The sequence below is a fragment of the Desulfosarcina widdelii genome (assembly GCF_009688965.1).
In the GTDB taxonomy this organism is placed as follows: Bacteria; Desulfobacterota; Desulfobacteria; order Desulfobacterales; family Desulfosarcinaceae; genus Desulfosarcina; species Desulfosarcina widdelii.
This window is the reverse complement of the sequence record NZ_AP021875.1, coordinates 3,225,195-3,238,616: the sequence shown is the minus strand read 5'-3', so window position 1 is coordinate 3,238,616 and position 13,422 is coordinate 3,225,195. Positions and strand designations below refer to the sequence as shown.

Annotated in this window: 10 protein-coding genes; 5 read left to right on the top strand and 5 right to left on the bottom strand. The window is 54.3% G+C overall.

Features of this window, described 5'->3' with window-relative positions; translation table 11 throughout:
• Positions 1-5: 5 nt before the first annotated feature.
• Entirely contained in the window at positions 6-737 is a 732-nt protein-coding gene (locus GN111_RS15145) for a DUF4338 domain-containing protein (protein WP_197740558.1), read from the bottom strand.
• Between the two features lie 632 nt (positions 738-1,369).
• Here GN111_RS15145 and GN111_RS15140 point away from each other — a divergent pair.
• From GN111_RS15140 to GN111_RS15120, 5 genes are all read left to right on the top strand, one after another.
• Positions 1,370-2,647, top strand: a complete 1,278-nt coding sequence (locus tag GN111_RS15140) for an efflux RND transporter periplasmic adaptor subunit (protein WP_155304549.1) — start codon at positions 1,370-1,372, stop codon at positions 2,645-2,647.
• Positions 2,648-2,700: 53 nt separating this feature from the next.
• Entirely contained in the window at positions 2,701-3,072 is a 372-nt protein-coding gene (locus GN111_RS15135; RefSeq protein WP_155304548.1) for a four helix bundle protein, read from the top strand.
• A gap of 108 nt (positions 3,073-3,180) precedes the next feature.
• Positions 3,181-6,378 (top strand): efflux RND transporter permease subunit, encoded by a 3,198-nt coding sequence (locus GN111_RS15130; protein ID WP_155304547.1) that lies wholly within the window; start codon positions 3,181-3,183, stop codon positions 6,376-6,378.
• A 410-nt stretch (positions 6,379-6,788) separates the two neighbouring features.
• Positions 6,789-7,649 (top strand): substrate-binding periplasmic protein, encoded by an 861-nt coding sequence (locus GN111_RS15125; protein WP_155304546.1) that lies wholly within the window; start codon positions 6,789-6,791, stop codon positions 7,647-7,649.
• Between the two features lie 298 nt (positions 7,650-7,947).
• On the top strand, positions 7,948-9,375 hold the full coding sequence (locus GN111_RS15120) for a radical SAM protein (RefSeq protein ID WP_231715756.1): 1,428 nt from the start codon (positions 7,948-7,950) through the stop codon (positions 9,373-9,375).
• Between the two features lie 3 nt (positions 9,376-9,378).
• Here GN111_RS15120 and disA read toward each other — a convergent pair whose 3' ends face one another.
• The 4 genes from disA to GN111_RS15100 form a co-directional block, all read right to left on the bottom strand.
• Positions 9,379-10,440, bottom strand: coding sequence for a DNA integrity scanning diadenylate cyclase DisA (gene disA, locus GN111_RS15115; RefSeq protein WP_155304545.1), 1,062 nt, complete (start codon positions 10,438-10,440; stop codon positions 9,379-9,381).
• 206 nt (positions 10,441-10,646) lie between these two features.
• Positions 10,647-12,269 carry a chaperonin GroEL gene (gene groL, locus GN111_RS15110; protein WP_155304544.1) on the bottom strand — a complete coding sequence of 541 codons (1,623 nt, stop codon included), beginning with the start codon at positions 12,267-12,269 and terminating at the stop codon, positions 10,647-10,649.
• 17 nt (positions 12,270-12,286) lie between these two features.
• Complete coding sequence (locus GN111_RS15105) at positions 12,287-12,574, bottom strand: co-chaperone GroES (protein ID WP_155304543.1); 288 nt, start codon at positions 12,572-12,574, stop codon at positions 12,287-12,289.
• A gap of 409 nt (positions 12,575-12,983) precedes the next feature.
• Positions 12,984-13,328: a hypothetical protein gene (locus tag GN111_RS15100; protein WP_155304542.1), complete on the bottom strand. Its 345-nt coding sequence runs from the start codon at positions 13,326-13,328 to the stop codon at positions 12,984-12,986.
• Between the last annotated feature and the right edge of the window lie 94 nt (positions 13,329-13,422).

Below are 13,422 nucleotides of genomic sequence, written 5' to 3'. Positions count from 1 at the left end.
CGCGTTCAGTATTGCATCAATTCCTGCCGAAACCGTTTCGACAGCGGATAAAGGTAGATATCCTTAACCGCCATTCCGGTTCGTTTGTTTTCTCGATCCATGCGCCCCCGCCCTGTCGTTTCACCAACGTAAACCCAATTGGCGGCCTTGTAGCACGTACCGGGAAAGCGTTTTTTATCGACCAGGGTCTCCATGAGGGCCGGCCGATATCCAAATGTGTCAAGCCAGTCCACCGGTACGATTTTTGCTCCCAGACTCAGAACCGTACTGGCTAAATTTTTTACCTTCACCCAAGGAAAAATCAGGAACCTGCTGTTGTTGACAATTTTCTGCAGGTTGTTGCGCTGCTCTTCATTGCTCCATCCAATCCAACGGTCCCTGGCCGCCATGCGCCAGGCCGGACTGGAAAATTGGAGGCATCCCAGCCGAGTCTGATCGGCTCCGGCTTCGATGAAATATCGCAGTTGGGCGCCAAAGGGGATCCGGTAGCCCAGGTAATGGTAGCGGTCCAAGTATTCGGACCAGAGTTTTCGCTGCCTGCAATCTGTGACTCGGTGCAGTGTAATCGGCGACAGCTCACTCAGTTTCACGGAAAGAATCGGCCGGGCGTTGGTTCGGTTGGTTGTTGCGATTCGGACTTGGCACGGCCTGGTATATTGAGTCTTGCAGGCCGGCAACTTGATGAGTCCCACATCATCCAGGCGTTCGAGAAATTGTCGGCATTCGACAGTTTTCAATTTGCCTGTTGGCCGCTTCCATGCAAATAGTTCGCAAATGGTGTTGGCTATTTCAGTGCGAGTCAGTTTGGGAAACAGGGAAACGATATCCCCTATCTCCTGGATTTGTTCCGGGCTGACCCATTGCCCACAAAAGGTTTCAGAGGATGTCGGTGGCATAAGGAGTAACAGAGATTACAGGTTGATTGGATTCTACTGTATCCAAGCCATGTTTGAATGTCCAGAGCTTTTTTCTATTTTTTTCATATAAAAGATCGTCAGGGATGTCCAGAATTTTTTTGCATTCTTACTGTACCGTCGACGGACAGGAATGTCCAGAGCTTTTTTTGGACCTGGGTTCAATTGTAGGATTTCTCTCTGCCCTTCAAGTCTATTTTAGACCCTGGACAGCGTTTGGTGCAGACCGGGATTGAGCTGTTTATCTGGATATAGGGTCAAGAGAATAATGGATGGCCGCTAAAGCATGATGGGGGCAACCGAATGCCCATACAAAAAGGCGTTGAAAACCGGTGCCTGATTGGTTAAATGAATATATTTCAAGGAATTTATCATAAAATGGCTATAGTCCGATCTGAGGATTTCATTTCCTTATCCTCATTTGGAGAATTGTCGTTAATAAAAAGGACGACCCGATGAAGAAAGGCGCCCTGTTTAAAACCGTTCGCGTTCTGGTGGTGCTGCTGGTTTCAGTTGCCGTTGCCTTTTTGCTGGTTCAGTTGCGGCCCCGGGCGGAAAAGCAGGAGCGTGTGTCCAACGGCCGCTTGGTGGAGGTCGTCGCCACCCGATCGGAAAGCTTGCCCATGGTTGTAGAGGCATACGGAACGGTTGCTCCACGGGAAGCCTTGAAAATAGTGGCCCAGGTGCGCGGGGAGGTGGTGGCCCTACATCCGGATTTCATCGAAGGCGGCTTCGTCAGGTCCGGTGAAGTCCTCGTGACCATCGACCCGCAAGACTACGAACTGGCCGTGCGACGGGCAACGGTGGGCATTCGCCAAGCCCAGGCCGATTTAGAGCGCCTTGATCAGGATGTTCTCAATCTCAACGAGAGCCTGGAACTGGCCAAGGCGGATGTGAAGCTGGCGTTGGCGGAGGTCAAGCGGCTGAAGAAACTGGCCGGCAAGGGTATGACCGCCCAGAGCGTGCTGGATAAAGCTGATCGTCAATATCTCACCAGCCGGGAACGACTTCAGACCCTGGAAAACCAACTGGCCCTTATCGGTCCCAATCGTATCCGGTTGCAGAGCCAGTTGGAGATGGCCAGGGTGGCCTGGGAACAGGCCAAGCTGGATCTGGAGCGCTGTCGGATCGAAACTCCCTACGAAGCCTGGGTAACGCAAAAGAGCGTGGAAACCGGCCGGTACCTGAGTATGGGCCAGCCGGTGGGCAGCATCTACCGGGCCGGGGCATTCGACATCGAGATAAAAATTCCGGTGGGAGATTTGACCTGGTTTCCCGACGAGACTGCCTCCAAAAACGGATTGAAGGCAGAGGTCCGGTTTTCAGAAACCGAACCACACCGAACCTGGAACGGTAAAGTGGCGCGGATCAAAGCGGCCTTGGATCAAACCACCCGCACCCTGCCTGTGGTCGTCCAGGTGGATGAACCAATCGGTTCCAGCTCCATGACGAATTCCGCCGGGCGCATGAAGCCGGGCATGTTCGTCACGGTGAGAATCCAGGGACGTCAGGTAGACCATGTCCATCGCCTACAGCGGCATCTGGTCCACGACGACGACACCGTTTATCTGGCTGTCGACAACCGACTGGAGATTCGGCCGGTCACCGTTCTGCGCCGCTTTAAAACTGAAGTGCTGATCAGCGAAGGCCTTGCCGACGGCGATAAGGTCGTCACCACGCCGATATCTGATGCGGTATCGGGGATGAAGATGAGGCTTAAGACGGAGGACTGAGGTCGGAAGGCGGAAGGCAACAGACCCGGGAGCCCAGTCAAGAAGGAAACGCCATGGCTATAAGATCGATTCATGACCTGGAGGTCTATCGTTTGGCGTATTCATTGGCGATGAAGATCTTCAAGTGCACCACTCGTTTCCCAAAAGATGAGATCTATTCATTGACGGATCAGATAAGACGATCATCACGATCCGTCGCCATCAATATTCGGGAAGGGTACGCCAAGCGCAGATATGAAAATGTATTTATACGACACCTCAACGATGCCTTTGGCTCCGCCGAAGAAACGCGCGGATGGCTTTCTTTTGCCTTGGATTGTGGATATTTGGATAAGGATTTTTGCGCTCATCTGGATCAGGAGTATGATCAACTAAATGCAAAGTTTTACCGCCTGATGAACAACTGGAAGAGCATCGATGCTTAATAACAAAGGTTTGAAGATGCATAGAAAGATAGAGTTGGGAGTCGATTCCTCTTGGTTCCCGATTCCCGACATCCGACTTCTGTCTTCAGACATCCGACATCTGAAATTGTGAAGAAACTCGCCCAATGGTCCGTAGATAACCGCGTTGCGGTCAACCTGATCATGATGTTCATCATCGTTGCGGGGCTGTTGACGGTGGTGAACATGCGAAGGGAGATGTTCCCGCAATACGCCCTGGACATGATCAATGTCACCGTTCCTTACCCCGGTGCCAGTCCGGCCGAGGTGGAGGAGGGGATCTGCATCAAGATCGAGGAGAAGATCAAGGGTATAGAGAACATCAAGCGAACCTATTCCTCATCCAGAGAGGGCAGCGGTTCGGTAACGGTCGAACTGGACAAGGACGCCGATGTCCAGAAGGCCATGGACGACATCAAGAACGAAGTGGACCTCATCGACACCTTCCCCGATGAGGCCGAGGACCCCATTATTACCGAGATCATCAACCGCAACCCGGCTATTACCGTGGCCGTGTACGGCGATGTTCCCGAAAAACTCCTTCGCCGGACGGCGGACCGTATCCGTGACGATCTGGTGGATACAGGCCCCATCTCCTTGGCCACGCTGGTAGGGGTGCGGGACTACGAGATCGCGGTGGAGGTTTCCGAGGAAAACCTGAGGCGCTACGGACTGAGCTTTGACCAGGTGGTCCACACCTTGAAGACCGGCAGCCTGGATCTTCCCGGCGGCGCCATCAAGACCGACCACGGGGAGATTCTGGTGCGCGCCAAGGGCCAGCTTTACACCGGCAGAGAATTCGAAGCGCTGCCCCTGATCACCGACACCGAGGGAACAGTGGTGCGGCTGGGGCAGGTGGCCACGGTGGTTGACGGATTCGAGGATACCGACATCATCGCCCGCTTCAACGGCAAGCCCGCCGCCCTGGTGCAGGTCAACCGCACCAGCCAGGAGGACGTGATTGCCATCTCCGACACCGTTGAGCAATACGTGGCCGCCAACCGCGGCCGCATGCCGGCCGGAATCGAATTGGCCACCTGGTTCGACCTGTCCACCATGGTGCGGGACCGCATCGACCTGCTGCTGCGCAACGGATTCCAGGGAATTGTCCTCGTGTTTATCGCCCTGGCCCTTTTTCTCAACCTGCGTCTCGCCTTCTGGGTTTCCGTGGGCATCCCCATCTCTTTCATGGGGGCCTTTATCGTGCTGGATTTCGGCGGCGAGACCATCAACATGATCTCCCTGTTCGCCTTTATCATGACCCTGGGTATTCTGGTGGACGACGCCATCATCGTCGGGGAGAACATCTTTACCCATTACGGGCAGGGCAAGTCCCCCGTTCGTGCCGTGGTGGACGGCGCCGGAGAGGTCGGCGGACCGGTGATCATGGCCGTGACCACCACGGTCGTGGCATTTACACCGCTGATGTTTATTACCGGCATCATGGGTAAATTCATCGGTGTCATGCCCCGGGCGGTGATCGCCATTCTGATCGTCTCTTTGGGCGAAGCCCTGATTATACTGCCAGCGCACCTGGAAAGAGCCCTGATGAAGAGCCGGATGGCCGGCAAGAAAGTCGGGCGGGCCGTTCACGAGAGAATCCTTGGGCGCATCGAAGCCGGGCTGCAGTTTACCATCGAAAGAATCTACACGCCGATCCTTCGGTACGTGGTGGAGAATCGCTATTTTACATTTTCCATCGGTCTGGGGGTGCTGATCGTCAGCCTGGGGATTCTGCGCGGTGGGTATGTGCCTTTCATCTTCATGCCCAAGGGCGACAGCGACTGGGTGATCGCCGAAGTCAACTATCCTTTGGGAACGCCGGTGGCTACCACGGCGCAAACCATCACCTACCTGGAGCAGCAGGCGTTCAAACTCAACCAGGCCTTCGCCGGGCAATTGGATAAGGAAAAGGACCTGATCACCAATACCTACTCGTTGACCGGCTACATTCCCCGAAGGGATTGGAAGCCGTCGCAGATCGGCGGCCACTGCGGTGAGGTTTGGATCGAGATGATTTCGTCAGCCCAACGGCCGCGGGTTTCGGTCAATGCCGTCATCAACCGATGGCGGGAGTTTGCCGGTGAAATCCCCGGCGTGGACCAGCTTTCTTTCTTCACCATCGAGGGGGGGCCGGCAGGCAGTCCCATCGAAATCCAGTTGATCGGCGACGATTTCAGCCAGCTCGAGCAGGCTGCCGCGGAATTGAAAAGCGAGTTGGGCAAATATCCGGGAACCTACGACATTGCCGACGACTTCAAACCCGGCAAGCCCGAACGGCGCATGCGGATCAAAGACGGCGCCCAGAGCATCGGTGTGACCATGAGCGATATCGCCCGCCAGCTTCGCCAGGGGTTTTACGGTGAGGAAGCCCTGCGCATTCAGCGCGGCAAGGACGACGTCAAGGTGCAGGTGCGCTACGCCGAAGAAGACCGGCGGACACTTTTCTCTATCGAGCGGGCCCGGGTGCGAACCCCCGACGGACGGCAGGTTCCCCTTACCGAGGTGGCCGAAGTGTCGCCTTCGCGGGCCTATTCCTTGATCCGGCGGGTGGACCGCAAACGGGTGATTACGGTAAGCAGTGATATCGACGAGGATGTGGGCAACACGAGCAAGATCGTTGCCGATCTGAATGCGGAATTTCTTCCCCGATTGCTCAAACGCTACCCGGGACTACGCTACGATCTGGAGGGGCAGGAAAAGCGCACCCAGGAATCTCTGGAGAGTCTGAAAAAGGGATTCACGCTTGCCCTCATGGGCATCTTTCTGCTGCTGGCTACCCAGTTTCGATCCTACATTCAGCCGGTAATCATCATGATGGCCATTCCCTTCGGACTGATCGGTGCCGTGGCCGGGCATCTGGTCATGGGGATTGCTTTTACCATCATCAGCATTTTCGGCATCGTGGCCCTTTCCGGCATCGTGGTCAACGATTCTCTGATCCTGATCGACTTCATCAACCGTGCCCACCGCGGCGGAATGGCGATTGCCGAAGCGGTGGTGCAATCCGGCCGCTCGCGCTTCCGGCCGGTGCTTCTGACCTCGGTGACCACCATTGCCGGACTGTTCCCTTTACTGCTGGAACGCAGTTTCCAGGCACAATTCCTCATCCCCATGGCGGTGAGCATCAGTTTCGGCCTGCTGGCGGCGACCCTGCTGACCCTGCTCTACGTGCCGGCGCTCTACCTGATCGTCGATGATTGTATTCGTGCAGTCCAAAAGCGGCTGGGTTCGAAAAACACTCCGGAAGATCCCAACGAGGCTCCCCCAATCGAAAGGCCGAGTTAACGATCTAATGGCCGGCCGTGCACAGTCTTTTTTAAAATCCTTTTGGTTAAAGACCTACCCATACAGAAATGGCTATTGACCCCGGTTTTTGAAGTTACCGCGTGAATCTGCGCCGCCGCTGTCCCTCACCAATTAGAAGAAGTAGCAAGCCCATAACGTGGTCAATGTTTTCAGGGAAAATGGGATTTCATGGCAACGTTTTTCTGGGCCTTCAGGTTTTCAGGCTACCGAATCAGTCGTTGTCAGCCAACCGTTAGCCTTGGAATTTGAAAAAAACAATCAAAAGGTATGTGTACTGTCAATCGAGCGCTTAAGTTACGAAGCTGAAATCCCGATAATGCGACTTCAAAGTGGGGAAAATATCATAATGAATTATACTGCCGATTGAATCGGCATTTTTATGCGTGAAGATGAAAAAAGCCGTTTTACTGATTATTTTTTTCTTTCCAGTTCTGATTTGTTGGGGGGAAGGAAAACAACAAAAACCACCACCTCATGGACAAGAGGTCACAGTTCAATCGGACCGGATGGAACAGGATCGCCTTTTTTCCGATTCACCGGTACTTAGCTATTTTTCAATACCGCCGCATATTTTTCTCGATAAAGATAAAAAGGTCACCGGTGCCATCTACGATTTGATGGTAGATCATGTCGCACCGGAAATCGGCATCGACTTCAAATGGGAAACGGAACCGACAAGCCCCGCCAGACAGCTTTACAACTTGCGGGAAAAGAAGAACCGTATCATGTGTCTCGCTGTTTACGTGCCGGAACGGCGAGATTACATGATATACTCAAAGACGCCTTATTATTATGCGCAGTCCATAATCGCCGTTCATCGGAGCAATCCCTTAAAAGTCGTTAATGAAGCCGGTGACATCAGTCACATGGTTTTCGGGTATTCTCAAAGGGCATATGTAACCCCCTTCATGAGGGATCCGTCCATCCAATTCGATTTAATTAGCAGCCCTGATTTTTTAGAAATCAACCTGAAAAAAGTGATGGCCCATCGCATCGACGGGATATACTCACCCGGCAAAGCTTCCAGTATCTTCTTTTTGGAAAAGTTCGGTGTAATCGACGAGTTCAGACTCATTGACATCCCTGAAAAACCGACGGCGCTCTACTTTGGGTTTTCCCAAGACACTATAGTCCTGGCCGATGAATTCGATCAGGCCTTCCAACGGCTGGGCGGACAACAATTATATGTTAAGCTTTTGGGCCGATATATCGATATATCGAAACTCGAACATGTTTCCGAAAAGCCGTAATCTGCTTCCTAATTTCCTGGAAAGATACCTTCCATCTTCCACCTCCGCCTAACCGTTTCATAACGTGAAGGTGCTGCTTCAACATCCAATAGATCCGGAGTCAATCAGAAGCGATCAAAACCGGAAATCGAAGTTCCTGTTTTGCGGATAACGAACGGCCTGTTGGCTTTAGCGCTGCGTTCTGAAATTGATATATTTCATATGATATAAGAGGGTTATATTTGTTTCCGGGGAGCTAATTCCGTCTGGTATCGATCCTGCAGTGGTAGGCGTTGCTTTTTTAGGAAGGAGAGCGCCTGTGGGGTTGATAAAATACCGGGAAAACGTAGACCGCAACCGGCAGGAGTATGCTGACGTTTACGATTCGATGAAGTGGTTGCGCCCCGAAGATGCGGCGAATGCCTATCGGGAAAGAGAATCCCTGATTGCATCCATTTCCCGGTTTTCCGGTGCAACGTGGACCTGCGCCGGCACCAAACTCTTCACCCATGCACTTTCACCCGGGTGCCTGCTTTGCGGTCAGGGGGCGTGGTCCTGCCTTTTCGTAAACGGAATCTGCAATGCCCGGTGTTTTTACTGCCCCTCCTCTCAGGATGACTCCGGGCCGCCGGTCACCAACACCCTCGTTTTCGAAAAAGCGGCGGATTACGCTGACTATGTCAACCGGTTTAATATCCAGGGGGTGAGCTTCAGCGGAGGGGAGCCGTTTTTGAGCTTCGACCGGGTGCTCGCTTTCCTGGAGGCTGTCAAGAACCGTGTTGACCATCCCGTGTACACCTGGCTGTATACCAACGGGATTCTGGCGACCCCGGAAAAGCTCTTTGCGCTGCGCGATGGCGGCCTGAACGAGATCCGTTTCGACCTCAGCGCCGACCGTTACCGCCTGGATGCTCTGGAGCGTGCCGTGGGTGTGATTCCTACGGTGACGGTAGAGATTCCTGCCATTCCGGAAGACTTGTCGATAACGAAGAAGATTATCGCAGACCTGGCATCGGCCGGGGTGGGCCATCTCAACCTTCACCAGATACGATGTACTCCCTACAATTACGGTAAACTGGCAGCCAGGGGATACACCTTTCTTCACGGCCCTAAAGTCACCGTGCTGGAAACCGAACTGGCCGCGTTGGAACTGATCCGGTATTCCCGGGAGAATTCCATCGAACTGCCGATCAACTACTGTTCGCATGCCTACCAGCACCAGTTCCAGGCGGCCGGGGCCCGGAGACGCTGCGCCGGTCTCATCAAGGCCGAATACGAAGACGTCACCCCTACCGGGCATATCCGCCGACTGACCATTGCCGGTCCGGAAGAAGCTGTCGCCAATGTTGCCGGAACGTTTGCATCCCGAGACGTTGCGGCATCGCTCTACAGTCTTTCCGCCAAACGCGACAGCCTCTCCTTTGCAGCCGAACTGTGGCCGTTGATCGATTTCTCCTCGATCCGGCTCAAGTTGGGCTACAGCCAGGCGGTTCTCAGAAACGGCGTCAGCTACCGTCATTCGTTCAAAAAAATAGCTTTGGACAGCGGAAAGACGCTGGTCGTTGAAAGGCAGACGGTCCAGCCCGGAATCTGGCTGGAGGGGGAGCAGATCGAGGCGTTGGGGCGGTTCATTGGGAATGGAAGGGCAGAATTGCTCAACGGGCAAGGGGCGGTTGAGTTGCCCGATCCGTTGAATGGCATAAGGCATCTCGAAGCGTTTATACCGGGACTGTCCGCGTATTATTAATGACTACCGATAAACGAGTCGATTGCGCATGTGCTGAATCCCATCGATAATCGACCTGGCTCTTTTCTCGCCGATACCTTCGACTTCCAACAAGTTGGCTTCATCGGCCATGCTCAGATGGACCAGATCCTTGAACCGTTCCACCACGTTGTCCACCGTGCCCGGCGGAATTTTCGCCATCTGCTTGAGCAGGCGGTATCCCCGGGGGCGCACGGCGATATCGTGCAGTGTGGTTTCTGCCGTTGGAGGCCAGCCTAAAAGCACGGCAATTTTTTCATGATCGGCCGGTTTGATGGATTTCAGCTTCTCGATGATTTGTACGATCTCGTCCTCCGAGAAGGAGCTGAGTCCGTAATCCTTGACGAGCATCTGCACCAAGGTATCGACATCTTCTCTCACGCTGTCGAGCCGCAGGACCAGCAGGCGGCCTTCGCCTCCGGTTTCGATGACATACGGGTCGATTTCTTCGAGCAGGTTCATGATTCCGATGCAGTCGTTGAGAAGGTCGGTTACCTGGATCAGTTGCACCTGATCCAGAAATTCATCCCGTTCGATTCTCAGGCATTTCTTGTCGAGATTGTTCTTGTAACGCTCGACCGTGCCGATGGTGTGGCTGATGCGAGCAATAAGGGCATTGATTTCGCTGAGCTGGTGCTTGTGGCTCTTGTAGTAAAGGGTGATCACTTTTCTGCGCCGCGAGATGGTCAGCACGAATTTCTGGGCCTGGCGGGCCATGCGCTCCGCGGCACGGTGGCGCATGCCGGTTTCATTGGTCGGCAGAGTGGGGTCGGGTGCCAGTTGGACATTGGCTGCCAGGATTCGGTTAACATTCTCATCCAGGATGATGGCGCCGTCCATTTTTGCCAGTTCGTAGAGTTTTTCAGGTGAAAAGCCGGTACCGATGTAAAATCCGCCCTGCAGGATGTTCTCCTGTTCTCTGATGTCGTCCAAAAACACGATCAGCGCACCGAACTCGGCCATGATGATATCATCCAGGGCGCGTCGCAGAACGGTGCCGGGGGCGACCATCTTGATTTTGGGGATCAATTCGGGGGAGATTGGCATGGCAAAGCCACCCTTTCCCGCCGGGCCATCGAGGTTCGATGGATCGGGTTACCGGCGACATCGTTTTTCCCGGCTTTCTGGTTAAGAATACCATCGGTAGACGCGATTGTGAAACAAAAAAGGCCATACCCGCCTGAACAGGAGTCGGCAGGTATGGCCTCTTTTAATTAAACCGGATGCTCGGTTTATCTGTAATCCGATGTGGATCAATACATGTCGTCGTCCATGGGCGGTGCGGCAGACCCTTTTTTCTTCTCGGGCTTATCGGCTATCATCGCCTCGGTGGTCAGCATGAGGCCGGTAACCGAGGAGGCATTCTGCAGGGCGAAGCGCACCACCTTGGTGGGGTCGATAACGCCGGCAGCCAACAGGTTCTCATAGGTTTCCGTGGCAGCGTTGAAACCATAGTCGTCCTTGCCTTCGAGGACCTTGTTGACCACCACCGAACCTTCCAGGCCGGCATTGCCCACGATCTGGCGCAGAGGCTCCTGGAGGGCGCGCTTCAGGATGGCCACACCGCTTTTCTCTTCTCCGCGGACATCCAGTTTGTCGAGGGCGTCACTGCAGCGCAGTAGAGCCACGCCGCCGCCGGGAACGATGCCCTCTTCAACGGCCGCACGGGTTGCGTTGAGGGCGTCTTCCAGGCGGGCCTTTTTCTCTTTCATTTCGGTCTCCGTGGCCGCGCCGATATTGATCACGGCCACGCCCCCGATCAGTTTGGCCAGACGCTCCTGGAGCTTTTCGCGGTCATAGTCGGATTTCGTCTCTTCGATCTGGGCGCGGATCTGCTTGACGCGGCCCTCGATGGCCGATTTGGTGCCGGCGCCGTCGACGATGGTGGTGTTGTCCTTGTCGATCTTCACGGTCCGGCATTTGCCCAGGTCGTTGACGGTCAGGTTTTCCAGTTTGATGCCCAGGTCTTCGGAAACCACCTGACCTCCGGTGAGGATGGCGATATCCTGGAGCATGGCCTTGCGCCGGTCTCCGAAACCAGGTGCCTTGACGGCCGCCACCTTCAAAGTGCCGCGCAATTTGTTGACGATCAGCGTGGCCAGGGCTTCGCCGTCCACGTCCTCGGCAATAATCAGCAAAGGCTTGCCCGTTTTGGCCGTGGATTCCAGCAGAGGCAGCAGGTCCTGCATGCTGGATATTTTCTTTTCGTTGAGCAGGATATAGGGCTCATCCAGTTCGGTGAGCATTTTCTCGGCATCGGTGACGAAATAGGGGGAAAGGTAACCTCGGTCGAACTGCATGCCTTCCACGATATCCAGGGTTGTATCCATGCTCTTGGCTTCTTCAACGGTGATGACGCCCTCTTTGCCCACTTTCTCCATGGCCTCGGAAATCAACTGGCCGACGGTTTCGTCGTTATTGGCCGAGATGGTGCCGACCTGCTCGATCTCCTTGCGGTCCTTGGTGGGTTTGGACATCTTTTTCAGGGCCTCCACAACCGCGGCGGTTCCCTTGTCTATGCCGCGCTTGACGGACATGGGATTGGCCCCGGCGGCCACCAGTTTCTGGCCTTCGGCATAGATGGCCTGCGCCAGCACCGTGGCCGTGGTTGTACCGTCCCCGGCCACATCGCTGGTTTTGCTGGCTACTTCCTTGACCATCTGGGCGCCCATGTTCTCGAATTTATCGGTCAGTTCGATCTCCTTGGCCACGGTCACGCCGTCCTTGGTAACCAGTGGCGAGCCGAATGATTTCTCGAGTACCGCATTGTTGCCTTTAGGACCGAGGGTGACCTTGACCGCGTTGGCCAGGGTGTTGACCCCTTTGAGCATTGCCTCGCGGGCGCTGGACCCGTAAACAAACATTTTTGCAGCCATTTCATTATCCTCCTTGACTATTCAATCACACCCAGAATGTCGTCTTCACGCATGAAGAGGTGCTCGACGTCGTCGATCTTGATCTCGGTGCCCGCATATTTGGAGAAGAGCACCAGGTCGCCGGCCTTGATGTCCAGAGGGACCCGGTTGCCTTTTTCGTCCCGTTTACCCGGGCCGGCGGCGACCACCTTGCCTTCCATGGGTTTCTCTTTGGCCGTATCCGGAATGATGATGCCGCCCTTGGTTTTTTGTTCCTCGTCGACACGCACCACCAGTAGCCTGTCGTTCAACGGTTTGACCTTCATTTTTTTCCTCCTGTTTTTATTCAATAGGGTTGTAAGCGGACCTACCAGACCTTTCGTCGCCCGCGACATACCTTCTGAAAAAGAAGGGCACGGGTGCGGATTTTATCCCGAATGTAGGCATCGAATGGAGAGCATAAGCCCAGTTGGATATCGAAAATCTAAGGCAAAAACGAACCTTGTCAAGGCGGAGTAGTAAAATAAAAAATCGCAATTTATACAGCTGGATATGATATTTTTTTTTAATATGATCGAAGGAAAATGGGGAAGAAAAGGGATGCTTGGGTAAAAAAGTTGAATCGCTTGACGGTGAAGACCGGGTGATCTCTCCATAGCGGATTTGGCTTTTGCGATTTTTCGGGGGGAGGGGCCCGCCGCAAGCATTCCGGTGGGCCCTGTCATAAAGGGGATATCATGAATTTTCTGAAAAATCGACGCTGCCGGTTTCCTTGTTGTATTGTCCACTGTACATAATCAGGTCGGGTCGATCCTCGAGAGAAGACCAGTCCTTGACGGCAACACCGGAAGTAATGGCCTTGTTGGGGCTGAATATCCTGAATTCGTATTGCTTTTTGCGGCCTTCCAAAGGACGGCTCACACATTTGAGCGCCCAAACCTCATCGGGATCCATCTTCAGGGAGACGACCATCTTGCGGCCCACTACTTCGGGCAGATCCTTCGGCCTGGCGGATCTGGGGGGGTGGGCGGCCGTGCCGCCGTTTTGGTCGGGTGTTTTTTTCCAGAATTTCCAGTTCATTGGTGGATATCCTTTCGTCGTTATTCGTCCTGGGCCGCATCCATCCGGTTTTACTCGTCCGGTGGGAAATGCGCCGATATCACCGATAACCAAA